We start from the raw sequence: 23,062 nt of genomic DNA on the forward strand, positions 1-23,062 counted from the left end.
GCGTGCGATCGCAAGGCGGAGGAGGAGAGCGCAGCGTGCTGCGCCGACGATCGACAACGCGGCGAGCGTGCGTGCCAGACGCCGCGGAGCAGGCGGGATGTGCCAGACAGGGCCTAACGGCGGCGGACGAACCGAGCCCGCTCTCCGGGCTCCAGGCGCTCGGTCGCGTGGCGGACGGTGACCCGCGGCAGCTCGGGGGCGTGCCGGTCGAGGAAGCCGGCCATCACCCGCTCGTCGCGACGGCCGATCTCCCGGAGCATCCACCCCAGCGCCTTGTGAATGAGAGGCTCCGGATCCCGGCGGAGTGCCAGCACCAGCGAGAAGGTCGGCTCGTAACGGCCGGCGCGGATCAGCGCCAGCGTGGCCAGCACGGCGATCCGCCGCTCCCACAGGGAAGGTGACCCGGCCAGCCGGTCCAGGACCTCCAGCGACTCCTCCAGCAGCCACGGCCCCAGTACGACTGGTGCGGATCCGTCCACCAGATCCCAGTTGTCCACGCGGTCGGTGCGCGCCAGATAGAAGTCCACCAGCGTCTTGCGCTCCACGCCACGGGCGGTGCGCATCTGCTCCGCCAGCACCAGCAGCCCCGCGAACCGCTCGTCGTGGACCCGGCTGCGCAGCAGCGCGTCCACCTCGTCCAGCGTCAACTCGCGGTACACCCGGGCGAGTCCGCGCAGGACCGGGACCCGCACGCCGAGCAGCTCATCGTCGTCCGCGGGGCTGAGCACCCGCTCGTGCTGGGCACGCACCCGCGGATCGGCGAGATCCCGGAGCTCGGACCTCAACCGGTCGAGTGAGGACGTCGTCATGCACCCGGACGCTAGCGCAGCGCCCAGCGCCCCCGCCCGGCTCCCCTGCCGGGGGCGCGCCCGTCACGTACCCGCCGCGCGACCGTGAACGGGCGAGGACCGCTCGGACGAGCACACCCCGGGGAACGGCGCGGTGTCCGGCGGCGTCACCGCAGCACGTCGTGGGTGACCCAGGCGCTCCCTATGGTCTTCCAGCAGCGGGCCGTGAGTTCCGCCGTCTGCGCGGGCCCTATCTCGACGGGGCGCGTGTCCACGTCCAGGTCCCACCACTGCTCGCACTCCACGTGCAGCCGCACCCGGTCGACCACGGGGTACGGGTTGTGGCAGTACACCGTGGCCTGCGAGCCCTCGACCTCCGTACGGCACCCCGCCCGGTACGCGCGCTGCCGCTTGCCCTCCCCCGCGTCACCGGCCGGCCGGAGGAGCGCCGCGGACAGCCGCTCACGGCCGTCCGCGCCCGCCGGCCCCTTCCCGGCGGCGAGCGCCGCGGCGGCGGCCGCGGGAGAGACCAGAACGACCGCCGCGATCAGGACGGTCGCCAGCGGATGACGGCACGGAGCACACATTCCGGACCTCCTCGGCCGCGCCGGGGCGGCCGGGCCGGCCGTGACCGGACGCCCTTGCCGCACCTCCGTACGCCGCGCCCGGGGGCGCGTGCTCCCAGCGTGCGCGCCCTCGGTGGCCCGCCGCCCGGCCTGGTACTCCGAACGCATGACGCCGTCGCGCCCGGCCGTCGCCCCGGACCCGCACGCGCCCGGCCCGCGTCGGCCCGCACCCAAAGGACCGCGCCCCCGCCCGCCCGGGACCCGCGCCCGTCCGCCTGATCCGCTCCCGCTCGCCCGCGCCCGCCCGTGACGCATGACGCCCCGCCCCCCGCTTGTGGCGGGGTCCGGGGCGTCGGCGCGTGTGGTGGGCGCCGGATGCGGGGCGGCGAGCGCCGGGGACGGCGGCGCTCAGGCGCCCATCATGTGCACACCGCCGTCGACGTGCACGATCTCTCCCGTTGTCTTCGGGAAGAAGTCGGACAGCAGTCCGACGACCCCCCGGCCCGCGGGCTCCGGGTCGGCCAGGTCCCAGCCGATGGGCGCGCGGTGGTTCCAGACGTCCGCCAGCTCCTCGAAGCCGGGGATGGACTTGGCGGCCATGGACTTGATGGGCCCGGCCGAGATGAGGTTGCAGCGCACGTTCTTCGCGCCGAGGTCGCGGGCGAGGTAGCGGCTGGTCGACTCCAGGGCGGCCTTGGCGACACCCATCCAGTCGTACTTCGGCCAGGCGATCTGCGCGTCGAAGGTGAGGCCGACGACCGAGCCGCCGCGCGGCATCAGCGGGAGGCAGGCCATGGTCAGCGACTTCAGCGAGTACGCGGAGACGTGCACGGCCGTGCCGACGTCCTCCCAGTCCGCCTCCAGGAAGTTGAACGCGCCCTGGGGGCCGAAGGCGATCGAGTGCACGACGCCGTCGAGGGCGGCGTCCTCGCCGAGGTGTTCGCGGATCTTCTCCGCGAGCCCGTCGAGCTGCTCCTGGTTGGTCACGTCCAGTTCGATGACGGGCGCGGGCTTGGGAAGCCGCTTGGCGATCCGCTCGACGAGCGAGAGCCGGCCGAAGCCGGTCAGGATCACCTCGGCGCCCTCGTTCTGGGCGATCTTGGCGGCCTGGAAGGCGATCGAGGACTCGGTGAGGACACCCGTGACCAGGATGCGCTTGCCTGCGAGGATTCCACTCATGACGTTCAGTGACCCATGCCCAATCCGCCGTCGACGGGGATGACGGCTCCGGTGATGTATGCGGCCTCGTCCGAGGCGAGGAAGCGGACCGAGGCGGCGATCTCCTCGGGCCGGGCGTAACGCCCGAGCGGCACCTGCTTCACGATGCCCTGCCGCTGCTCGTCGCTGAGCACGCGGGTCATGTCGGTGTCGACGAACCCGGGCGCGACGACATTGCAGGTGATGTTGCGGGAGCCCAGTTCCCGGGCGATCGAGCGGGCGAATCCGACGAGTCCGGCCTTGGAGGCGGCGTAGTTGGCCTGCCCCGCGGAGCCCATCAGGCCGACCACCGAGGAGATCAGCACGATCCGGCCCTTGCGGGCCCGGAGCATGCCGCGGTTGGCGCGCTTCACGACGCGGAAGGTGCCGGTGAGGTTGGTCTCCACGACGGTGCCGAAGTCCTCCTCGGACATCCGCATCAGCAACTGGTCGCGCGTGACACCGGCGTTGGCGACGAGCACCTCCACCGGGCCGTGCCGTTCCTCGATCTCCTTGTACGCCTGCTCCACCTGCTCGGGGTCGGTGATGTCGCACTTCACCGCCAGGCAGCCCAGCTCGGCGAGTTCGGCCGGCGGCTCGCCCGACCGGTAGGTGTACGCGACGCTGTCCCCCGCGTCGGCGAAGGCACGGGCGATGGCGAGGCCGATGCCCCGGTTTCCTCCGGTGACAAGAACCGAGCGGCTCAACGGATCACCCTTTCGATAGCGGACTGGGTCTCCCCGAAACTATCGGCCCCGGCCGCGCGGAGGGGGTCCCGCCCCCGACAGGGGGTTCCGCCGCTCTCTGTTGGATCCCTACAGAACCCCGCGCCCGGGCCGCCTCTCCCCGGCCGGCCGGCCACCCGGGTCCGGGGCGCCCGCCGGGGCGTCCGGTCTGGACAGACGTCCGAAGGGCCCGGCCGGACCGCGCCCCGCACCCGGTCCGGCGCCGCCCGGCCTGTGATCCGCGTCATACAAGCGGGACGCCGGTGCGGGCCCCGTAATCCCCGCGCCTCGCACTCCACGCGCCACCGCGCCGCACACGGCGGCGGACGGACGCGGGCATGCCGCCTCTTGCCTGTTCTCCGGGGCGCACCATAAGTTACCCATTGGTAGTTTCCGTGACCGGGGTCGGAGGGTCCCGGACCCGGCGGTGGCGCGCGCCGATGACGTCACCCCTTCCCCGCTCGACCTCGCCCAGCCCAGCCCCAGCCCCAGCCCCAGCCCCAGCCCGAGGAGTCCCCATGCCCACGCTCGACCGCCAGGACGATGTCTTCATCCTCGACATCGGGGACACCGAGAACCGCTTCCACCCCGACTGGATCGCCTCCGTCAACGCCGCGCTGGACGAGGTCGAGAAGGCGGATGGCGCGCGCGCCCTGGTCACCGCCGCGACGGGCAAGTTCTTCTCCAACGGCCTCGATCTCGACTGGCTGTTCGCGCATCCCGAGCAGCACCAGGACTACGTCGTCTCCGTCCACGAACTCCTGGCGCGGATGCTGTCCCTGCCGGTGATCACCGTGGCCGCGCTCCAGGGCCACACCTTCGCCGCCGGCGCGATGCTCTCCCTGGCCCACGACTTCCGCGTGATGCGGGCCGACCGCGGCTTCTGGTGCCTGCCCGAGGCCGACATCAACATCCCGTTCACCCCGGGCATGTCCGCGCTGATCCAGGCCCGGCTGACCCCGCAGACCGCGCACGAGTCCATGACCACCGCCCGCCGCTACGGGGGCCGGGACGCCCTCGCCGCCGGCATCGTCGACCGCGCGGTGGACGAGGACGCGGTGCGAGCGACCGCGCTGGAGATCGCCGGAGCCCTGACGGCGAAGGCCGGCCCCACCCTCGACACCATCAAGTCCCGCATGTACGCGCCCGCCCTGGAGGCCCTGCGCGACAAGGAGAACCCGCTCGGCTGACCCTCCGCCCCGCCCTGCGGCGGACTGCCGCCGGGCGGGGCGCGTGTCCCGGTGAAGAGCCCTCCCGTTCCGCCGCGCTCGCCCCGCGGCCTTGAGCCCTCACCCGGCGGCAGCCGCGACGGACACGATTCGTGCGGCGGCCGGGTTGATCGATAAGGTGCCGGGTCACGACCGCACCCCGTTCGATCCGCGGGCCGGTCAGGGCTCTGCCGCGGCCGATGACACCTCCACGGCCGCCGTGCCGGTCTCTGCCTGCCCGTTCCGGGACCCGGGGGGCGATCCTCACGGCGGGGCACCGGGCTCCGGCCGACGGGTCAGGAGGAACAAGTGGCACAGATCATCGCCGAGGTCTCACGGACGTTCAACGAGTTCCTGCTGCTGCCCAACCGGACCCGGACCGACTGCTCGGCCGCGACGGTCGACCTGCGAACCCCCCTGGTCCGGCACGTCGCGGGCGAGGCGCCGGCAATCGAGCTGCGGTCCCCCTTCACCTCCGCGATCATGCAGGCCGTCAGCACACCCGAACTCGCGATCGCGCTCGCCCGCAACGGCGGCCTCAGCTTCCTGCACCACAACCAGCCGATCGAGGACCAGGCCGCGGCGGTCCGGCAGGTGAAGAACTTCAAGGCCGGGTTCGTCACCAGCGACACCAACGTCCGCCCCGACGACAGCCTGGGCCTCCTGACCGAGGTCATGCGCCGCACCGGTCACAGCACCGCCGCGGTCACCCACGACGGGACCGCGACCGGCCGCCTGCTCGGTCTGGTGACCTCCCGCGACTTCCACCCCCAGCGCCACGGCCTGGACGGGCCGGTCAGCAGCCGGATGACCACCATCGCCGACCTGGCCCACGCCGGCCCCGAGATCACGCTGTCCGAGGCCAACGCGCGGCTGTGGGACGAACGACTGGACTGCCTCCCCGTACTGGACGCCGGGGGCCACCTGCAGCACCTGGTGTTCCGTTCCGACTACGCGGACAACAAGCGCTTCCCGAACCAGCTCGTGGACGCCGACAAGCGCCTGCGCGTGGGCGCGGGCATCAACACCCACGACTACCGGGAGCGCGTCCCGGCCCTGCTGGAGGCGGGCGCGGACGCGCTGTGCTTCGACTCGTCCGACGGCTACAGCGACTGGCAGGCGCAGGCGCTGTCCTGGGTGAAGAAGCACTATCCGGAGATCCCGGCCGGCGGCGGCAACGTCGTCGACGGTGAGGCGTTCACCTTCCTCGCCGAGGCGGGAGCGGACTTCGTCAAGGTCGGGGTGGGCGGCGGCTCCATCTGCATCACCCGGGACCAGAAGGGCATCGGCCGCGGCCAGGCCAGCGCCGTGCTGGACGTCGCGGCCGCGCGGGACGCCTTCCGCGAACGCACCGGCGCGTACGTGCCGGTCTGCTCCGACGGCGGGCTGGTGCACGACTACCACGTGGCCCTGGCGCTCGCGATGGGCGCCGACTTCGTCATGATGGGCCGTTACTTCGCGCGCTTCGACCAGGCGGCCGGCGCGAAGCTGCCGACCCGTGACGGCTTCGTCAAGGAGTACTGGGGCGAGGGCTCCAACCGGGCGCGCAACTGGCAGCGTTACGGCCAGGGCGGCGGCCGGGGGCTGGTCTTCGAGGAAGGCGTGGACGGCTACGTCCCCTACGCGGGCGACCTCGACGAAGGGCTCGCCCTGACCGTCGCCAAGCTGAAGACCACGATGGTCTCCTGCGGCTCCGCCACCCTCCCGGAGTTCCGGTCCACGGCCCGGCTGACCCTCGTCTCGGACCAGAGCTTCCAGGAGAGCCACGCCAACGTCACCCTGCGGGAGACCCCGGGGACGGTGTCCTGACCGGCTCGCGGCGGGCGCGCAGGGCGCGGACCTTGTGGCGGTTGCCGCAGCGCTCCATGGAGCACCAGCGGCGGCGGCCGGAACGGGACAGGTCCACGAAGACGAGCGGGCAGTCACCGGCACCGCACTCGCGGACGCGGCCGGCGTCGGGGCCGGTCAGCAGGTCGACCGCGTCCCGGGCTATGGACGAGAGGGCCTGGGCGCCGGTGACCGGCGGGGCCCAGGCACGCGCCCCGTCCGGGGCGATGCGCGGGACGAGGGCCGGGTGCGCCGCCGCCCGGTTCACCTCGTCCGTATCTCCGGAGGGCAGTGGACCGCCCGCGATGACGGCGCGGGCCAGGCGCCACAGGGCGTCGCGGAGCCGACGGCCCGCGGCCGCGTCATCGGGACCGGTCCGGACCTCGCCGGGGTCGACGCCGAGACGGGAGACGGCCAGCCAGTCGGCCAGGTCCCTGGGACCGTGCAGCGCCTCGAAGCGGGAGAGCGGGCCCGGTCCGCCGGTGGTGAGGAATTCCAGGCAGAGGGCACCCGGGTCGAAGCGGAAACGGGCGCCGTCCCGCGCCTGAAGAACCAAACCGGTTGCCGCCTCGCTCATGTAACCAGTATATGTGGTTACGGCGAGACGGCCGGAGCCGGAGACAGCCGGAACGGAGCCCCGCCGGACCCGGGAGGACCGCATGGCCGTGCACTGGAAACTCGTCGTCGACTGCGCCGACCCCCTGCGCCTCGCCCGCTTCTGGGCCGAGGCCCTCGGCTACGAGCAGGAGGACAACAGCGCGCTCATCGAGCGGCTGATCGCCTCGGGCACGGGCATCGTCGGCGACGACGACTGGACCGTGGTCGACGGCCGCAAGGCATGGCGGACCCTCGCCGCCGTGCGCCACCCCGAGGACCCGGTGGACGAGAACACCGGCGCCGGGCTCGGCCGCCGCGTGCTCTTCCAGGCCGTCCCGGAGCCGAAGACGGTCAAGAACCGGCTCCACATCGATCTGCACTTCGCCCCGGGGCAGCGCGACGCGGAGGTGGCACGGCTGGAAGGACTGGGCGCCACCGTGCGGCACACCGTGGACGAGCCCTCGGGCAGCTGGGTCGTCATGGCCGACCCCGAGGGCAACGAGTTCTGCGTCAACTGAGGCGGCCGGTGTCCGGCTCGTACCCCCTCACCCTCAACGCGCGCACGCCCCAAACGGTTTGGGACACGGCGCGGCCGACCGGAAAGACAGCCATGGTGACTCTCGGAACCGTCGTGATGGGTGTGTCCGATGTCGAGCGCGCGGTGCGCTTCTGGGGCGAGGCGCTGGGGTACGTGCTGCGGGAGCCCGTCGAGGACGGGTGGGCCGTGCTGATCCCGGCCGGCCGCCCCGGCCCCGGCCTGGCGCTGACCGTCAGCGAGACTCCCGCGCGGGACCACCCGCGGACCCATCTCGACCTGTACGCCGCCGACGCGGCCGAGCAGGCCGCCGAGGTGGACCGGCTGCTGTCGCTCGGCGCCCAGCGGGTGGACTGGGACCGCTATCCCGAGGACCCGGACTTCATCGTGCTCGCCGACCCGGAGGGCAACCGCTTCTGCGTGATCGACACCAGCCACGGCTGAGGGCCGGCATCCCCTCGCCTCCGTGGCACCGGACGTGGCCGGCCCCGGGTCACCGGGCGCCGGCCCGCCCGCCGGCCGACCGGTCGCGGACCGCGACGACGACCAGGACGGCGGTCCCGGCCAGAACCGGGAGCAGCGCGGCCGGGAGAAGCAGCGGCGGCACGTCCGTCCGTTCCTCCGTGCGCCACATGACCGCGCCGGTCGCGGCGGTGGTGAGGCCGATGCAGAAGCCGAGGAACAGCGTGGCCTTGGCGACCCGGAGGGCGGAGGCGCGGCTGCCCGGCCGGTTCAGCAGGCGCACCCACGCGGATTCCGGCCCGGTGGCGGCTTCGTCGCGCGGCCTCATGCGGAGGGTGGCCACCGCCGTGCCCGCCATCAGCGCCATGACGCCGGCCTGGACGAAGACGGGGATGAAGGCGGTGGCGACGGATTTCTCCGCCCACCGGTCCACCCCGCCCGGCCCGAAGTGCTGCGGCAGCCGCTCGGGCAGCCCGGGGTAGGCGGCGATGCCCCAGACGGTCAGCCCGAGGAGCACGGCGAGGCCGGGAAGCAGCCACAACCGCGGGAAGGGCGGCCGGGGTTCGTCACTCATGCGGGGTTCCTTCCTGGTGACGGCCGTGAGGGCGGTCGCGGTGGCCGCGGTGGGTCCGGCGTCGACGGGGCAGCGTGTCCGGTGCGGGCCCCGTATGCGGTGCGGGGCTGTGCGCGTGGTCGTGCGGGGAAGGCGTGGGCGCCCTCAGCGGGCGGTGCCGTCCGCTCCTGCGGGGCCCGGGCGGTGCGGCCCGGTTCCGGCCAGGCCCTCGTGGACCAGGGAGAGCGTGCGTGCCAGCACCGCATCGGCCGGGGCGCCGCGGTCGACGGCCGTCAGGGCGCCGTGCAGCAGTCCGCCGAGGAGGTCGGCGGTGAGGCCGGGGTCGGGAACGCCCAGGTCCCGTACGGCGTCCCGGAGCGGGGCGGCCTGTTCGTGGTGGAGTTCCATCAGCCGTTCCCGGCAGGCGGGGTGCAGTTCCGAGGCCATCAGGGCGGCGGCGGGCCGGTGGGCGCCGTCCGCACCGAGCCGGACCATGGTGGCGATGTACGCGTCGATACGGGCCGCCGGGCCGTCCGCCGCCGCGAGGGCATCGGCCAGGGCCGCGTTGGCGCGCGGGAACGCCTCTTCGATGATGGTGGCCAGCAGGGCGGCGGCCGAGTCGAAGTACTGGTAGACGCTGGAACGGGCCAGCCCCGCCCGGGCGCCGACCGCCGCCGGGGTGACGGCGGTGGCGCCCTCCGCGACCAGGATGTCCACGGCCGCCTCGATCAGCGCCTCCCGCTGGCGGGCGCGGTGCTCGGCGACGGTGGCGGCGCTGATCTTCGGCATTCCGGGGTCTCCAGAGCCGGGCGCGGGCGGCACCGGCGGATCGGTGGGTCGGTTCAGGCGGTCGTCAGGCGGCCGTCCAGCATCTCGTACACACGGTCGGCGGCGTCCAGTATCGCCGAGTCGTGGGTGACCATGACCGTGGCCGTCCCCCGCTCGTGCGTCTGTTCGGCGAGCAGCCGTACGGCCTCGGTGGAGCGGACCCGGTCCAGCGCCGAGGTGGGCTCGTCCACCAGCAGGACCGCCGGGGAGGTCATCAGCGCCCGGGCGAGTCCGGCGCGTTGGCGCTCCCCGCCGGAGAGCTGGTGCGGCCGGGCGCCGGCCCGGAGGGTCAGGCCGACCGCCTTGATCAGCTCGTCGGCGCGGGCCCGCGCCGCCGCGTCGAGTCGGCCGTCGATGTGCAGTGGCAGCAGGAGCTGTTCGCGGACGGTCAGCGAGGCCAGCAGGTTGGCCTGCTGGAAGACGAAGCCGATGTGGCGGCGGCGGGCGGCGGTGCGCTCCTTGTCGCTCAGCGCGGTGAGTTCCGTGCCGGCGACCTCCACGGTGCCGGAGGCGGGCCGCTGGAGTCCCCCGGCGACGGCGAGCAGGCTGGACTTCCCGGAGCCGGAGGGGCCGACGACGGCGACGAACTCCCCCGGCTCGACGGTCAGCGAGACGCCGTCCAGGGCGGTGACCGCGGTGTCCCCGTCGCCGAGCGCGAGGGTGACGCCGGAGAGGCACAGGCCTGGCGTCCCGTCGTGCTCCCGGCGCTCCGGGGAGACGGCGGGGCCGGTGGCGTCGGCGGCGGTGGTGGCGTTGGCGGCGGGGCCGGTGGCGGAGGTGGTCATCGGTTGGCTCCCAGCGCGGTGAGGGGGTCGACGGCGGTGATGCGGCGGATGGCGACGACGGCGCCGAGGGTGCCGAGGCCGATGAGCAGCCCGGCGGCGGTGGCGACGGCCGGGGCGGAGAGGGTGAAGGGCGCCTTGCCGGTCATGGCGCTGCCGAGGGCCAGCCCGACGGCCGTACCGGCGGCGGTGGCGCCGAGCAGCACGGCGACGACCTGGGCGAGGGCGTCCCGCAGGATGTAGCCGGTGGAGGCGCCGAGGGCCTTGAGCAGGGCGATCTCGGCCTTGCGCTGGACGGTCCAGACGGTGAAGAAGGCGCCGACGACCAGGGCGGAGATGGCGTAGAGGAAGCCCTTGATGAGGGCCATGGTGCTGGACTCGGCGAGGTAGCCGGGCGAGGCGCCGTACGCCTGCTCCATGGTGTCGGCACGGGTGCCGGTGGCCCGCTCGACGGCGGCGGTGTCCGCGCCGGGCTCCAGTGTGAGGGCGACGGCGGTGGCCTGCTCGCGGGCGGAGACGGGGAGTTCGCCGGGGAGCCCGTAGTGCACGTGGCGCCAGGTGTCGAGGCTCGCGTAGACGACGCCGATGTGGCCGTAGGAGACCTTCTCGTCGACGGTGCCGGTGACGGTCAGCTCGATCCCGCTCTTGTCGACGGTGAGGACGTCGCCGACGCGGACGCCCTCGTCGGCGATCTCCTCGCTGATGACGATGGTGTTGCCGCCGTCCGCGAGCCCCTTGCCGGTGGCGGGTGCGGGGGCGAGCGCGGAGTCCGGCTCCATGCCGAAGACGGCGAGGTTGACGGAGGCGCCCTTGGCGGCGCCCTCGGTGACCTCGGCGTTGGCGAGGGCGTTGCCGAACGGCTCGGCGCGCTCGACGCCGGGCGCCTCCGCCCAGGCCCGCCAGTCCTCCTGCTCCACGGTGGAGCGCGAGAACTGCTCGCTGGTGGCCTTGGCGTCGAACGCCATGTGGGTGGTGGGCAGGGCGCGCAGGCCGGAGATGCCCGCGTCGGCCAGCCCGGAGGCGAGGCCGGAGAGCAGGACGCCGAGGACGGCGATGAGCGCGACCACGGCGCCCATCAGGGCGAAGCGGCCGCGGGCGAACCGCAGGTCGCGGAGGGCGAGGAACACGGAGGACTCCCGGTGGGGGACGCGGATGACGCGGCGGCCGCCGCCCGGCCCGCCCCGACGGACCCGGAGCCCCGCCGCCCCTCGCCCCGTTGCCGCTGGGCACGCGGACGCGGACGGAGACACGGGCACACCGGACACACCGGGCTCACCGGGCACGGACTTTGCCGAACTTTGACGACATGCCTGTCGGCATCATAGGCGCTCTTCCCGACACGACTGTCGGCACCCCCGCCGCACGGAGCCGCCGCAGGGCGGTGCACGAAACCCGGGCGAGGCCCAAGGGCACGGGGAGGCCCGGTCGACAGAGCCGTACCGCACCACCGCGCCCACGGCACACCGGGCGTCAGCCGGGTAATGGAGAAGCCCCACGCCTCCTCACCGTGATTCACTGCTGCCGGACGGTGACCCACGGCAGTGCGCCATGACACGAGACGAAGGGAAGACGCCCGTGCCCCATGAGGTCGATGAGTCGTTCTTGGCGCTGCCGTTGCGCGCGCTCGCCGATGCCGCGCTGGCGCGGGCCCGCGCGCTGGGTGCCACGCACGCGGACTTCCGGCTGGAGCGGGTGCGCAGCGCCGCGTGGCGGCTGCGGGACGCCCGGCCGGCCGGATCGTCCGACACCACGGACCTGGGCTACGCGGTCCGGGTCGTGCACGGCGGGGCCTGGGGCTTCGCCTCCGGGGTCGACCTGACGATGGACGCGGCGGCCCGGGTCGCGAGCCAGGCCGTGGAGATGGCCAAGCTGTCGGCCCGGGTGATCGCGGCCGCCGGTTCGGACGAGCGGGTGGAGCTGGCCATGGAGCCGGTGTACGCCGACCGCACCTGGGTGTCGTCCTACGAGACCGACCCCTTCACCGTGCCGGACGCCGAGAAGACCGGGCTGCTCGCCGAGTGGAGCTCCCGGCTGCTGGCCGCCGCCTCCGTCGCCCACGCGGACGCCTCGCTCCTCACCGTCCACGAGAACAAGTTCTACGCGGACACCGCGGGCACCACGACCACCCAGCAGCGCGTCCGGCTGCACCCGGAGCTGACCGCCGTCGCCGTGGACCCGGAGAGCGGCGCGTTCGAGTCGATGCGGACCGTCGCGCCGCCCGTCGGGCGCGGCTGGGAGTACCTCACCGGCGCGGGCGGCTGGGACTGGGACGCCGAGCTGGCCGAGATCCCGGAGCTGCTGGCCGAGAAGATGCGCGCGCCGAGCGTCGAGGCCGGCCGCTACGACCTGGTGGTGGATCCCACCAATCTCTGGCTCACCATCCATGAGTCGATCGGACATGCCACCGAGCTGGACCGCGCCCTCGGCTACGAGGCCGCGTACGCCGGCACCTCCTTCGCCACCTTCGACCAGCTCGGCAGGCTGGCTTACGGCTCGGAGCTGATGAACGTCACCGGCGACCGCACCGCCGAGCACGGCCTGGCGACCGTCGGCTACGACGACGAGGGCGTGGCGGCCCAGTCCTGGAACCTGGTGAAGGACGGCACGCTCGTCGGCTACCAGCTCGACCGCCGTATCGCGAAGCTCAGTGGTTTCGAACGCTCCAACGGCTGCGCCTACGCGGACTCCCCCGCCCATGTGCCCGTCCAGCGGATGGCCAATGTGTCGCTGCGGCCCGCGCCGGACGGCCCGTCGACCGAGGAGCTGATCTCGGGGGTGGAGCGCGGGATCTACGTCGTCGGGGACCGCTCCTGGTCCATCGACATGCAGCGCTACAACTTCCAGTTCACGGGGCAGCGCTTCTTCCGGATCGAGAACGGGCGGCTCGCCGGCCAGCTCCGCGATGTCGCGTACCAGGCGACGACCACCGACTTCTGGGGCTCGATGAAGGCCGTCGGCGGCCCGGAGACGTATCTCCTCTGCGGCGCGTTCAACTGCGGCAAGGCCCAGCCGGGGCAGGTCGCGGCCGTCTCGCACGGCTGCCCCTCGGCCCTCTTCGAGGGCGTCAACATTCTCAACACGACGCAGGAGGCCGGTCGATGAGCACGGGGAATCCGGCGAGCAACAAGCCGCACGAGATCGTCGAGCGCGCGCTGGAGCTGTCCCGCGCCGACGGCTGCGTCGTCATCGCCGACGAGCACTCGGGCGCCAATCTGCGCTGGGCGGGCAACGCCCTGACGACCAACGGCGTCACCCGGGGCCGCACCCTCACCGTCATCGCCACCGTCGGCGGGGCGGAGGGCACCGCCTCCGGCGTGGTCTCGCGCTCCGCCGTCACCGCGGACGACCTGGAGCCGCTGGTACGGGCCGCGGAGGCCGCGGCGCGGGAGGCCGGCCCGGCCGAGGACGCCCAGCCGCTGGTCGAAGGGGTGCCGGAGGCGCCGGAGTTCACCGAGCCACCGGCCGAGACGTCCTCCGGGGTCTTCGCGGCCTTCGCCCCGGCGCTCGGGGAGTCCTTCGCGCGGGCCCGCGCCGGCGGCCGGGAGCTGTACGGGTTCGCCGCCCACAACCTCACCTCCAGCTACCTGGGCACCTCCACCGGTCTCCGCCTCCGCCACGACCAGCCGACCGGCACGCTCGAACTCAACGCCAAGTCCCCGGACCGCACCCGCTCCGCCTGGGCGGGCCGCCCCACCCGCGACTTCCGCGACGTCGACCCGCTCGCCCTGGACGAGGAGCTGGCGCGCCGGCTGGCCTGGGCGGAGCGCCGCACGGAGCTGCCCCCCGGCCGTTACGAGACGCTGCTGCCGCCCACCGCCGTGGCCGATCTGCTGATCTACCAGCAGTGGTCCTCCGCGGCCCGGGACGCGGCCGAGGGCCGCACCGTGTTCTCCAGGCCCGGCGGCGGCACCCGCGTCGGCGAGAAGCTGTCGGAGCTGCCGCTCACCCTGCGCAGCGACCCGCGCGAACCCGGCCTGGAATCGGCCCCGTTCGTGCTGACGCACTCCTCCGGCGACGACGCCTCCGTCTTCGACAACGGCCTGCCGCTGGAGCCCACCGAGTGGCTGCGCAACGGCGAGCTGAACCGGCTGATCACCACCCGGCACAGCGCGGGCCTGACGGGTCTGCCGCTCGCCCCGGGCATGGACAACCTCATCCTGGACGCGGGCGGCAGCCGCTCGCTGGACGAGATGGTGGCGGCCTCCGGGCACGACGGGCCTTGCCTGCTGCTGACCTGCCTCTGGTACATCCGCGAGGTGGACCCGGCGACGCTGCTGCTCACCGGGCTGACCCGGGACGGCGTCTATCTCGTCGAGAAGGGCGAGGTGACCGCCGAGGTGAACAACTTCCGCTTCAACGAGTCGCCCGTCTCGCTGCTGGGCCGGGCGACCGAGGCGGGGATCACCGAGCGCACCCTGCCCCGGGAGTGGGGCGACTGGTTCACCCGTGCCGCCATGCCGGCGCTGCGCGTCCCGGACTTCCACATGAGCTCGGTCAGCCAGGGGGTGTGACAGCGGGCCCCTCTAGACTGACCCCCGACCTCTTCTCCCCTTCGATCCGCGGGAACGACACGATGACACGCCTCGGCGACTCCGTCACGCGCACCAGCGAACTGCTGGCGCAGGACCTCTCCTCCGACCAGGCCGTGGAGCGGCTGCTCACGGAGACGAAGGCCAGGCGCTATCTCGACCTGTCGGACCTCTCGGCGAAAGAGCAGGCGGAGCTGATCACCGCCCGCTCGGTCGAGGTGCTGCCGGGGGTGGAGCAGCTCGCCGCGCGGATCGAGGAGCGCCGCGCGGAGGGCCGGGGCCTCCACATCAAGCTGGGCATCGACCCGACGGCGGCCGATGTGCATCTGGGGCACGCCGTGCCGGTGATCGTCCTCAGCCGCTTCCAGCGGATGGGCCACGACGTCACCCTGCTCATCGGGGACTTCACCGCCAAGATCGGCGACCCCTCGGGCCGTACGGCGGAGCGCCCGCCGCTCACGGACGAGGAGATCGCCGCCAACCTCGCCGGGTACCGGCAGCAGGTGCGGCCGTTCTTCGACTTCGAGAAGGTCCGCTTCCGGCAGAACAGCGAGTGGCTGTCCCCGTACACCTTCCCGGAGCTGCTGGGGCTGCTCTCCCAGGTGCCGGTCTCCCAGCTGCTCCAGCGGGAGGACTTCCGCAACCGGCTGGCCGCCGGCTCCGGCCTCACCATGTCGGAGCTGCTCTACCCGATCGCGCAGGGCCTGGACTCCGTCGCGCTGGACTGCGATGTGGAGGTGGGCGGTTCGGACCAGCTGCTGAATCTGCAGATGGGCCGGAAGCTGATGGAGCTGCGCGGGCAGCGGCCGCAGCTCGTGCTGACGATGCCGCTGATCGAGGGCACGGACGGCACGGGCGCCAAGATGTCCAAGTCCAAGGGCAACTACGTGGGGCTGACCGCCGCGGCCGACGACGTCTTCGGCAAGATCATGTCGGTGCCGGACCGGCTGATGGAGCCGTACCTCAAGGCGTGGACGGAGTGGACGGACGAGGAGATCGAGCTCGCCCTCGGCCGGGTCGCGGACCGTTCGCTGCACCCGATGGACCTCAAGAAGGTGCTGGCGGGCGAAGTGGTCGCGGCGCTCCACGGGGTGGAGGCGGCGATGGCGGCGCGGGCCGGCTTCACCGCGCAGTTCTCGCGGCGGAGCTTCTCGGACGTCGGGGAGCTGCCGGGGGTGGACGTGGCCGAGCACGGCACCGAGACCGTGGCGGTGGTCCTGACGAAGGTGCTGGAGTTCACCCCCAGCGTCTCGGCCGCGCGGCGGATCGCCAAGCAGAACGGGCTGCGGCTGGTCGTGGAGACCGAGAACGGCCAGAAGGCCGTCGTCCTCTCCGAGGCCGCGGCCGCCCGCCCGCTGGGCGAGGTGCTGGCCGAGGCGCTGTCCGAGGCGGGGGCCATCGGCGCCGCGGAGATCTACCTCAAGGCGGGGCGGAAGCTCGCCCGGGTGACGGACGCGTGAACCCGCCTGGGTGACCGGCGCCCGGCGTGGGATCCGGAGAGACGCCGGCACGGTGTGAGTCCGGAGAAGTGACGGGCACGGCCCGAGTCCGGCGGCGGCCCGGTGCGCGAAGCGTGCACCGGGCCGTCGTCGGCTCTCTCCTCATGCCTCAGGCCCTTTCGCGGTAGTGCCTCCCGCGCATCTTGGCCCAGAGCGGGGCCACCAGGGCGACGACCACGATGGCGCCGGCCAGTTGGAAGGCGTGCCTCCACCAGTCGATGCCGCTGGTCGTCTCCACTCCGACCGCCCGGGCCAGGGCGTTGCCGCCCAGCGCGCCGAGCATGCCGCAGATGGCGGTGAGCCAAAGGGGGATGTTCTGCCTCCCGGGAAGAATGCCCCGGGCGAGCACGCCCAGGACCAGGCCCAGGACAATCGCCCACAACCAGCCCATGGTCTCCTCCTCGTACGACGGGATGAACCCATACCCCGCCAGTCTCCGCCCGGTTTCCCTACGCCGCATGTCGGACGGAGCGCTACGCCGTCCGGCGCAGTGCCGCACGGCGGGAGGAGCCGGCACCCGGTGGGTGATCCCGGGCCGTTCCGGCGTACCGTGGACAGAACGCCGGTCTCGGGGTGCCCGGCACGGACTCAGGTGGTGGAACGCGATGCGGAAGAAGAACGAGGCGCAGGTCTTCCGGATCACCGGTGCCCGCCAGGGGCTGGCCGAGGATGTGCGGGGGCGGCAGCGGCGCTATGTGATCTCGATGTCGGTGCGCACGGTCTCGGTGGTGCTCGCCGCGGTCCTGTGGAATGTGGAACGGCATGTCGCGGTGGTCGCGCTCGTGCTGGGCGTGCTGCTGCCGTACATCGCCGTGGTGATCGCCAACGGGGGCCGGGAGAACGCCGTTTCCTTGCCGTCCGCGTATCTGACGGAGCCGGTCCGGCCGGTGCTGGAGGGCAGGCCCGTGGGCGGCGGGGCGGAATCCGCGCCGGAATCCGGGCCGGGGCCGGCCGGTGCCCCGGAGGACCGGGGGCCGGGCGGGGCGGGCTGAGCGGGGCGGGCTGAGCGGGACCGCTCCGCCGCGGCCGGTGAAACGGTCCGCCAAGCTCAAGAAATGCTCAGATCAATCATGCGGTTCCAGTGCACCGGCGTGTGTCCGCCGTGCCATACTGCGTACGCGCTCCGCATCCCCCGTCGGGGCGACGGACCGACGCCGGGCGGCTCCCCCCGTGGCTGCCCGGCGTCGTCATGTCCGAACCGGCCGCTCCGCTTCCGTTCCGTGGGTCACGCTCGCGTTCCGCGGATCGCCGCTCGCGTTCCGCGGCCACCCCGCCCGGCGGCTTCCCGCACCCCCGCGCCTAGTCTTGGCCTGTGAACGCTCCCCAGGACCCCCCGCTCCTCCCGCGCGCCGAGCGCTCCGGCGACGGCCCTCCCCCGTGCTCCGCCAAGGGCTGCCGGGCCCCGGCCGTCTGGGTGCTGGCCTGGAACAACCCGAAGCTGCACACGCCGGAGCGGCGCAAGACCTGGCTGGCCTGCGAGGAGCACCGCGAGCATCTGTCGTCGTTCCTCGGGGTCCGCGGCTTCCTCAAGGACGTGGTGCCGTTCGCCGACTGGGAGAGCGCCCCGGCGGACGGGGAAACGGCAGGGGCCGGGGACGGCGGGGACGGCGGAGGCCGTGCGGGCAGGGGGGAAAACGGCCCCTCAGCCGCCGATCGCTGACATCGGGCGCTGCGGCTGGAGGAACGACGGATCGTCCAGGCCGGAACCGGCCTTCTTGCCCCACATCGCCGTGCGCCAGAGCCGGGCGATCTCCTCGTCCGGGGCCCCGGAGCGCAGGGCGCCGCGCAGATCGGACTCCTCCCGCGCGAACAGGCAGGTGCGCACCTGGCCGTCGGCGGTGAGCCGGGTGCGGTCGCAGGCCCGGCAGAAGGGGCGGGTCACGGAGGCGATGACGCCGACGCGGGCCGGGCCGCCGTCCACCAGCCAGCGTTCGGCGGGCGCGGAGCCGCGCTCGCCCTCGTCCTCGGCGGTGAGGTCGAAGCGGGTGCGGAGGCTCGCCAGGATCTCTCCGGCGGTGATCATGCCGTCCCGGGTCCAGCCGTGCTGGGCGTCGAGCGGCATCTGCTCGATGAAGCGCAGTTCGTAGCCCTGTTCGACGGCCCAGGCGAGCAGGTCGGGTGCCTCGCCGTCGTTGAGGCCCGGCATCAGGACGGCGTTGACCTTGACGGGGTCGAGGCCGGCGGCGCGGGCGGCCTCCAGGCCGCGCAGGACGTCCCGGTGGCGGTCGCGGCGGGTCATGGTGCGGAAGACCTCGGGGCGCAGGGTGTCGAGGGAGACGTTGACCCGGTCGAGGCCGGCCTCGCGCAGGGCGCCGGCGGTGCGTTCCAGCCCGATGCCGTTGGTCGTGAGGGACATCCGGGGGCGGGGCTCCAGGGCGGCGCAGCGCTCGACGATCCCGGCCAGCCCGGGGCGGAGCAGCGGCTCGCCGCCGGTGAAGCGGACCTCTTCGATCCCGAGCGCGGTGACGCCGATGCCGACCAGCCGGACGATCTCGTCGTCCGTGAGCAGCTCCGGCTTGGCGAGCCACTGGAGGCCCTCTTCGGGCATGCAGTAGGTGCAGCGGAGATTGCACCGGTCGGTGAGGGAGACGCGCAGGTCGGTGGCGACCCGTCCGAAGGTGTCGATGAGCATGAAGGCGGCCCCTCCCACGGAATCCTGCGGACGCGGAGGCCGGGCCGAGGCTCCGGGCTCCGTTCCGTGCAGGGTACGCGACTCCGGTGACAAACGAGCTGTCCACCGGTACCGCGCACCCCGCCACCGTGGTGGGGCCGCCCTCACCCTCGCGGGTGCGGTGCTATGCGATCACAGAGCGATCAGTGGGCGTGCGTACCGGTGAGGGAACGCACCTCCAGCTCCGCGTACTTGTCGATGTTCGGCTGCTCCTTGGAGACCAGGGTGCCGATCCAGCCGAGCAGGAAGCCCAGCGGGATGGAGACCAGGCCCGGGTTCGCCAGCGGGAACCAGTGGAAGTCGACGTCGGGGAACATCGCGCTGGGCGCACCGGACACGACCGGCGAGAAGAGCACCAGCAGCACCGAGGACGCCAGACCACCGTAGATCGACCACAGCGCGCCCTGGGTGGTGAAGCGCTTCCAGAAGAGGCTGTAGAGGATGGTCGGGAGGTTGGCCGAGGCGGCGACCGCGAAGGCGAGCGCGACCAGGAAGGCCACGTTCAGGTCACGGGCGAACACACCGAGGAAGATGGCCGCGCCACCGATACCGATGGTCGACAGACGGGCCGCGCGGACCTCCTCCTTCTCGGAGGCGTTGCCCTTGCGGATGACGTTGACGTACAGGTCGTGCGCGAAGGACGACGAGGACGCCAGGGTCAGGCCGGCGACCACCGCGAGGATGGTGGCGAAGGCGACCGCGGAGATGACGGCCAGCAGGATGGCGCCGCCCGCGGAGCCCGCGCCGCCACCGACCTCCTGCGCGAGGAGAGGTGCCGCCGTGTTGCCCGCCGCGTTCGACTCTATGATCGTTTCCTGCTTGAGCAGCGCCGCGGCACCGAAGCCCAGGGCGATGGTCATCAGGTAGAAGCCGCCGATGATGCCGATGGCCCAGTTGACGGACTTCCGCGCGACCTTGGCGGTCGGCACCGTGTAGAAGCGGATCAGGATGTGCGGCAGACCGGCGGTGCCGAGCACGAGGGCGAGACCGAGCGAGATGAAGTCGATCTTCGTCATCGAGCTGACGCCGTACTTGAGGCCGGGCTCCAGGAAGGCCGCGCCCTTGCCGCTGTTCTCCGCCGCCGCGCCGAGCAGCGAGGAGATGTTCCAGTTGAACTTGAACATGACCAGCGCCGTGATCAGGAGCGTACCCGCGATCAGCAGGACGGCCTTGATCATCTGGACCCAGGTGGTGCCCTTCATGCCGCCGATGGCGACATAGAGGATCATCATGATGCCGACCAGGATCACGATCGAGATCTTGCCGGCCTCGGAGGTGATGCCGAGGAGCAGCGCCACCAGGGCGCCCGCGCCGGCCATCTGGGCGAGCAGGTAGAAGATCGAGACCACGATGGTGGAGACACCGGCGGCGGTGCGCACCGGGCGCTGCCGCATCCGGAAGGCCAGCACGTCACCCATGGTGAACCGGCCGGAGTTGCGGAGCGGCTCGGCGACGAGCAGCAGCGCGATCAGCCAGGCGACGAGGAAGCCGATGGAGTAGAGGAAGCCGTCGTATCCGAAGAGGGCGATGGCGCCCGCGATGCCCAGGAAGGACGCCGCCGACATGTAGTCGCCGGAGATCGCCAGACCGTTCTGGAAACCGGTGAAGGAGCGGCCGCCGGCGTAGAAGTCGGTGGCGTCCTTCGTCTGCCGGCCGGCCCAGATGGTGATGCCCAGGGTGGCGAGGACGAAGGCCACGAAGAGGCTGATGATCAGGACGCGGTGCTCACCGGCGTCACCGGCGGCCAGCACCGTGGCCGTGTCGAGGGAGAGAGTTCTCATGCCTGACCCTCCAGACGGGCCTTGATCGCGTCGGCCTTCGGGTCAAGCTTCGACTCGGCGTGGCGGGAGTACCACCAGGCGATGAGGAAGGTGCTCACGAACTGCGCCACGCCGAGGACGAAGGCGACGTTGATGTTCCCGACGAGCTTGGTGCCCATGAAGCCGCCCGCGTAAATGGACAGCAGGACGTACAGCAGATACCAGGTGACGAAGGCAATGGTCAGCGGGAACGCGAAGGAGCGGTGTGCGTGGCGCAGGTCGGCGAACTCTGCGCTCTCCTGTGCTTCCCGGTACGCCACGGCGCCGAGCGCCGCTCTCTGCGTGTAGTCGTTCCCCTGGGGCGGGGGCGATGCGGTGTCCACGGGCTCTCCAGTGGGTGTAGCTGAGACGGAACGTTGGCACTGAGTGACAGATCACTTCGGCGCCGGACTCGGCATGTTAGGCGCGTTCTCAGCCATTCGAACAGAGGGTTGTCATTTCAATTTCGCATGATCTGCCGACGGGCGCTCCGACCAGCGGTGGATCACCTCATCGTTACCCGGCGAACACGCTGATCAGGGCCGTTTGCCCCTCTTGCGGCCGACGGCCGTACGGCGGCGCGGGGCCGCTTCGCCCTCCGGTTCCGGTCATTCTTCTGGCACGCGGGGTCACCAGCGCGAACGCGTCCGGCGGCTTCCGGGCGGGCTCGGCGGGGTGAAACCGAACACCGAGGGTTACCGCGCGTATACGGTGGTGAGGGGCGCGGGGCGGCGCCCGGCCGCGGTCCGGGGCCGGGGGCCCGGCGGCGGACCGGACGGGCAGCTCGCGTGGTCCGTGCGGCCCCATCGGCAGCGAAAGCCCCGACTTTCCGCCGGATTCAATTGATCAGATCGGTTGTTCGGCGCTAGCTTCCGCTGTCATGCACCCGTCCACGCGCGACCCGCGTGCGGACGGACTCACGGATGATGTGGAGAACCCATGGTTCATCTCCGCTCCAGACGCTCGCGCGCTCTGGCCCTGCCCCTCGGGCTCGCGCTGGCGGCGTCTGTCGGAATCCTGCCCGGTGCCGCCTCGGCCTCGCCGCACCAGGCGCCGCCGGAGACGGCGGCCGCGGAGGGCCCGCTGCTCTCGTACGTGGTGAACACCGCCCCCGGCCGGCGCGCGGTCGCCCGGGTGGAGCGGGCCGTCACCCGGGCCGGCGGCACGGTCGTCACCAGCCACGACCGGATCGGTGTGATCGTCGCCCACGCGGCGGACCCGGAGTTCGGCGCGGCCCTGCGCGCCGTCGACGGCGTCCACTCGGCCGGTGCCACCCGCACCGCGCCGCTGAAGTCCGCCGCCACGACCGAGGTCGGCCGGCCCGAGAAGGTCGGCGAGCCCGCGGCCGCGCTGCGCCGCGCGGCCGCCGCCGAGGGCGAGGAACCGCTGGAGTCCCTGCAGTGGGACCTCCCCGCCATCAAGGCGGACCGCGCGGCCGAGGTCAACCCGGGCAGCCGCGAGGTGACCGTCGCGGTCATCGACACCGGTGTGGACGACACCCACCCGGATCTGGCGCCCAACTTCTCCCGCGGCCAGTCGGCGAACTGCGTCGGGGGCGTCCCGGACACCCGCCCCGGCGCCTGGCGCCCGTACACCGCCGACGACTACCACGGCACGCACGTCGCCGGCTCCATCGCCGCCGCCCGCAACGGTGTTGGCGTCGCCGGGGTGGCGCCGAACGTGCGGGTCTCCTCGATCAAGGTGAGCGAGCCCGACACCAGCCTGTTCTTCGCCGAGGCGGTGGTCTGCGCGTTCGTCTTCGCCGCCGACCGCGGGGTCGAGGTCACCAACAACAGCTATTACGTGGACCCGTGGCTGTTCAACTGCGCCGACCAGCCGGACCAGAAGGCCATCCGCGAGGCGGTCGGCCGTGCGGCGGCCTACGCCCAGCGCAAGGGCGCGGTGAACGTCGCCTCGGCGGGCAATTCGAACATGGACCTCGCCGCGGACTCCCTCACCGACGACTCCAGCCCGAACGACAGCACCCCGGCCGAGCGGGAGATCGACCCGGGTGAGTGCTGGGACGTCCCCGCCCAGCTGCCCGGTGTCGTCACCGTCGCCGCGACGGGCGTGCGCTCCCTCAAGTCGTACTACTCCAACTACGGCCTCGGGCAGATCGACGTCGCGGCACCGGGCGGCGACAAGTACCAGGTGCCCGGGCTGCCCGCGAAGGACGGCCGGATCCTCTCCACCATGCCGGAGGGCGACTGGGCCTATCTCCAGGGGACGTCGATGGCCGGCCCGCACGTCGCCGGGGTCGCCGCGCTGGCGATGAGCGCGCGACCGGACGCGAGCCCCCAGGAGGTGCAGTGGCTGCTCAAGGCCGGTGCCGACAACCCGGGTTGCCCGTCGGAGCCGTACGATCCCGACGGTGACGGCAAGATCAACGCCGAGTGCGAGGGCACCGAGCACGTCAACAGTTTCTACGGCTTCGGCATCGTCGACGCCCTGGACGCGGTAAAGAAGTGATGCGGCGCACCGGTTGCCCTCCCCGCA

The 23,062-nt window shown here is 72.8% G+C and carries 22 protein-coding genes and 1 pseudogene; 10 read left to right on the forward strand and 13 right to left on the reverse strand.

The window, feature by feature from the left end:
• Positions 1 to 113 precede the first annotated feature (113 nt).
• The 4 genes from IF83_RS0114340 to fabG all read right to left on the reverse strand — a co-directional run bounded on the left by IF83_RS0114340 (position 114) and on the right by fabG (position 3,258).
• Positions 114 to 809 carry a DNA alkylation repair protein gene (locus IF83_RS0114340; RefSeq protein WP_030544544.1) on the reverse strand — a complete coding sequence of 232 codons (696 nt, stop codon included), beginning with the start codon at positions 807 to 809 and terminating at the stop codon, positions 114 to 116.
• 146 nt (positions 810 to 955) lie between these two features.
• Positions 956 to 1,375 carry a hypothetical protein gene (locus IF83_RS0114345; RefSeq protein WP_037680012.1) on the reverse strand — a complete coding sequence of 140 codons (420 nt, stop codon included), beginning with the start codon at positions 1,373 to 1,375 and terminating at the stop codon, positions 956 to 958.
• A 387-nt stretch (positions 1,376 to 1,762) separates the two neighbouring features.
• Complete coding sequence (gene fabI / locus IF83_RS0114350; protein WP_030544546.1) at positions 1,763 to 2,533, reverse strand: enoyl-ACP reductase FabI; 771 nt, start codon at positions 2,531 to 2,533, stop codon at positions 1,763 to 1,765.
• A 5-nt stretch (positions 2,534 to 2,538) separates the two neighbouring features.
• Positions 2,539 to 3,258: a 3-oxoacyl-[acyl-carrier-protein] reductase gene (fabG, locus tag IF83_RS0114355; protein WP_030544547.1), complete on the reverse strand. Its 720-nt coding sequence runs from the start codon at positions 3,256 to 3,258 to the stop codon at positions 2,539 to 2,541.
• A gap of 536 nt (positions 3,259 to 3,794) precedes the next feature.
• On the opposite strand from fabG, the gene IF83_RS0114360 reads away from it, so the two are divergent.
• Positions 3,795 to 4,466, forward strand: coding sequence for an enoyl-CoA hydratase-related protein (locus tag IF83_RS0114360; RefSeq protein WP_030544548.1), 672 nt, complete (start codon positions 3,795 to 3,797; stop codon positions 4,464 to 4,466).
• Between the two features lie 327 nt (positions 4,467 to 4,793).
• A complete protein-coding gene (locus IF83_RS0114365) occupies positions 4,794 to 6,293 on the forward strand; it encodes an IMP dehydrogenase (RefSeq protein ID WP_030544549.1) in 1,500 nt (499 codons plus the stop codon).
• Here IF83_RS0114365 and IF83_RS0114370 read toward each other — a convergent pair.
• Positions 6,259 to 6,888, reverse strand: a complete 630-nt coding sequence (locus IF83_RS0114370; RefSeq protein ID WP_030544550.1) for a CGNR zinc finger domain-containing protein — start codon at positions 6,886 to 6,888, stop codon at positions 6,259 to 6,261. The two genes, IF83_RS0114365 and IF83_RS0114370, sit on opposite strands and share 35 nt — an antisense overlap.
• A gap of 82 nt (positions 6,889 to 6,970) precedes the next feature.
• On the opposite strand from IF83_RS0114370, the gene IF83_RS0114375 reads away from it, so the two are divergent.
• A complete protein-coding gene (locus tag IF83_RS0114375) occupies positions 6,971 to 7,426 on the forward strand; it encodes a VOC family protein (RefSeq protein WP_030544551.1) in 456 nt (151 codons plus the stop codon).
• Between the two features lie 92 nt (positions 7,427 to 7,518).
• Positions 7,519 to 7,887, forward strand: a complete 369-nt coding sequence (locus IF83_RS0114380; RefSeq protein ID WP_030544552.1) for a VOC family protein — start codon at positions 7,519 to 7,521, stop codon at positions 7,885 to 7,887.
• Between the two features lie 49 nt (positions 7,888 to 7,936).
• Here the strand turns inward: IF83_RS0114380 and IF83_RS0114385 are convergent, their stop codons facing one another.
• From IF83_RS0114385 to IF83_RS0114400, 4 genes are all read right to left on the reverse strand, one after another.
• Entirely contained in the window at positions 7,937 to 8,479 is a 543-nt protein-coding gene (locus tag IF83_RS0114385) for a DUF1648 domain-containing protein (RefSeq protein WP_030544553.1), read from the reverse strand.
• A 144-nt stretch (positions 8,480 to 8,623) separates the two neighbouring features.
• Entirely contained in the window at positions 8,624 to 9,247 is a 624-nt protein-coding gene (locus IF83_RS0114390) for a TetR/AcrR family transcriptional regulator (protein WP_051722772.1), read from the reverse strand.
• A gap of 53 nt (positions 9,248 to 9,300) precedes the next feature.
• Entirely contained in the window at positions 9,301 to 10,071 is a 771-nt protein-coding gene (locus IF83_RS0114395) for an ABC transporter ATP-binding protein (protein WP_030544555.1), read from the reverse strand.
• Entirely contained in the window at positions 10,068 to 11,195 is a 1,128-nt protein-coding gene (locus tag IF83_RS0114400; protein WP_030544556.1) for an ABC transporter permease, read from the reverse strand. The genes IF83_RS0114395 and IF83_RS0114400 overlap by 4 nt, the downstream gene beginning before the upstream one ends.
• A 448-nt stretch (positions 11,196 to 11,643) precedes the next feature.
• On the opposite strand from IF83_RS0114400, the gene IF83_RS0114405 reads away from it, so the two are divergent.
• The 3 genes from IF83_RS0114405 (at position 11,644) to tyrS (ending at position 16,057) form a co-directional block, all read left to right on the forward strand.
• Entirely contained in the window at positions 11,644 to 13,170 is a 1,527-nt protein-coding gene (locus IF83_RS0114405; protein ID WP_030544557.1) for a TldD/PmbA family protein, read from the forward strand.
• Positions 13,167 to 14,579: a metallopeptidase TldD-related protein gene (locus IF83_RS0114410; RefSeq protein WP_030544558.1), complete on the forward strand. Its 1,413-nt coding sequence runs from the start codon at positions 13,167 to 13,169 to the stop codon at positions 14,577 to 14,579. The genes IF83_RS0114405 and IF83_RS0114410 overlap by 4 nt, the downstream gene beginning before the upstream one ends.
• Positions 14,580 to 14,641: 62 nt before the next feature.
• Positions 14,642 to 16,057 (forward strand): tyrosine--tRNA ligase, encoded by a 1,416-nt coding sequence (tyrS, locus tag IF83_RS0114415; RefSeq protein ID WP_030544559.1) that lies wholly within the window; start codon positions 14,642 to 14,644, stop codon positions 16,055 to 16,057.
• Between the two features lie 148 nt (positions 16,058 to 16,205).
• Here tyrS and IF83_RS0114420 read toward each other — a convergent pair whose 3' ends face one another.
• Positions 16,206 to 16,487, reverse strand: coding sequence for a GlsB/YeaQ/YmgE family stress response membrane protein (locus IF83_RS0114420; RefSeq protein ID WP_030544560.1), 282 nt, complete (start codon positions 16,485 to 16,487; stop codon positions 16,206 to 16,208).
• A 214-nt stretch (positions 16,488 to 16,701) separates the two neighbouring features.
• On the opposite strand from IF83_RS0114420, the gene IF83_RS0114425 reads away from it, so the two are divergent.
• Together IF83_RS0114425 and IF83_RS35640 are read left to right on the forward strand one after the other, a co-directional pair.
• Positions 16,702 to 17,088 (forward strand): DUF3099 domain-containing protein, encoded by a 387-nt coding sequence (locus tag IF83_RS0114425; protein WP_030544561.1) that lies wholly within the window; start codon positions 16,702 to 16,704, stop codon positions 17,086 to 17,088.
• Positions 17,089 to 17,408: 320 nt separating this feature from the next.
• Positions 17,409 to 17,669, forward strand: a pseudogene (locus IF83_RS35640) (hypothetical protein); the annotation flags it as partial.
• A gap of 69 nt (positions 17,670 to 17,738) precedes the next feature.
• Here IF83_RS35640 and moaA read toward each other — a convergent pair.
• The 3 genes from moaA to IF83_RS0114445 form a co-directional block, all read right to left on the reverse strand.
• Positions 17,739 to 18,728, reverse strand: a complete 990-nt coding sequence (gene moaA, locus IF83_RS0114435; protein ID WP_030544563.1) for a GTP 3',8-cyclase MoaA — start codon at positions 18,726 to 18,728, stop codon at positions 17,739 to 17,741.
• A gap of 182 nt (positions 18,729 to 18,910) precedes the next feature.
• Positions 18,911 to 20,548, reverse strand: a complete 1,638-nt coding sequence (locus IF83_RS0114440) for a solute symporter family protein (RefSeq protein ID WP_030544564.1) — start codon at positions 20,546 to 20,548, stop codon at positions 18,911 to 18,913.
• A complete protein-coding gene (locus IF83_RS0114445; RefSeq protein WP_030544565.1) occupies positions 20,545 to 20,910 on the reverse strand; it encodes a DUF485 domain-containing protein in 366 nt (121 codons plus the stop codon). Before IF83_RS0114445 ends, IF83_RS0114440 begins: the two co-directional genes overlap by 4 nt.
• 595 nt (positions 20,911 to 21,505) lie before the next feature.
• On the opposite strand from IF83_RS0114445, the gene IF83_RS0114450 reads away from it, so the two are divergent.
• A complete protein-coding gene (locus IF83_RS0114450) occupies positions 21,506 to 23,035 on the forward strand; it encodes a S8 family serine peptidase (protein WP_030544566.1) in 1,530 nt (509 codons plus the stop codon).
• Positions 23,036 to 23,062 lie beyond the last annotated feature (27 nt).

The sequence above is a fragment of the Streptomyces albus subsp. albus genome (assembly GCF_000719865.1).
Taxonomy (GTDB): Bacteria; Actinomycetota; Actinomycetes; order Streptomycetales; family Streptomycetaceae; genus Streptomyces; species Streptomyces albus_E.

Excerpts from the sequence above, each read along its gene's own strand:
- IF83_RS0114340 (WP_030544544.1), bottom strand. The coding sequence starts at position 809 with ATGACGACGTCCTCACTCGACCGGTTGAGGTCCGAGCTCCGGGATCTC.
- IF83_RS0114345 (WP_037680012.1), bottom strand. The coding sequence starts at position 1,375 with ATGTGTGCTCCGTGCCGTCATCCGCTGGCGACCGTCCTGATCGCGGCG.
- fabI (WP_030544546.1), bottom strand. The coding sequence starts at position 2,533 with ATGAGTGGAATCCTCGCAGGCAAGCGCATCCTGGTCACGGGTGTCCTC.
- IF83_RS0114360 (WP_030544548.1), top strand. The coding sequence starts at position 3,795 with ATGCCCACGCTCGACCGCCAGGACGATGTCTTCATCCTCGACATCGGG.
- IF83_RS0114370 (WP_030544550.1), bottom strand. The coding sequence starts at position 6,888 with ATGAGCGAGGCGGCAACCGGTTTGGTTCTTCAGGCGCGGGACGGCGCC.
- IF83_RS0114375 (WP_030544551.1), top strand. The coding sequence starts at position 6,971 with ATGGCCGTGCACTGGAAACTCGTCGTCGACTGCGCCGACCCCCTGCGC.
- IF83_RS0114380 (WP_030544552.1), top strand. The coding sequence starts at position 7,519 with ATGGTGACTCTCGGAACCGTCGTGATGGGTGTGTCCGATGTCGAGCGC.
- IF83_RS0114385 (WP_030544553.1), bottom strand. The coding sequence starts at position 8,479 with ATGAGTGACGAACCCCGGCCGCCCTTCCCGCGGTTGTGGCTGCTTCCC.
- IF83_RS0114390 (WP_051722772.1), bottom strand. The coding sequence starts at position 9,247 with ATGCCGAAGATCAGCGCCGCCACCGTCGCCGAGCACCGCGCCCGCCAG.
- IF83_RS0114395 (WP_030544555.1), bottom strand. The coding sequence starts at position 10,071 with ATGACCACCTCCGCCACCGGCCCCGCCGCCAACGCCACCACCGCCGCC.
- IF83_RS0114410 (WP_030544558.1), top strand. The coding sequence starts at position 13,167 with ATGAGCACGGGGAATCCGGCGAGCAACAAGCCGCACGAGATCGTCGAG.
- tyrS (WP_030544559.1), top strand. The coding sequence starts at position 14,642 with ATGACACGCCTCGGCGACTCCGTCACGCGCACCAGCGAACTGCTGGCG.
- IF83_RS0114420 (WP_030544560.1), bottom strand. The coding sequence starts at position 16,487 with ATGGGCTGGTTGTGGGCGATTGTCCTGGGCCTGGTCCTGGGCGTGCTC.
- IF83_RS0114425 (WP_030544561.1), top strand. The coding sequence starts at position 16,702 with ATGCGGAAGAAGAACGAGGCGCAGGTCTTCCGGATCACCGGTGCCCGC.
- moaA (WP_030544563.1), bottom strand. The coding sequence starts at position 18,728 with ATGCTCATCGACACCTTCGGACGGGTCGCCACCGACCTGCGCGTCTCC.
- IF83_RS0114440 (WP_030544564.1), bottom strand. The coding sequence starts at position 20,548 with ATGAGAACTCTCTCCCTCGACACGGCCACGGTGCTGGCCGCCGGTGAC.
- IF83_RS0114450 (WP_030544566.1), top strand. The coding sequence starts at position 21,506 with ATGGTTCATCTCCGCTCCAGACGCTCGCGCGCTCTGGCCCTGCCCCTC.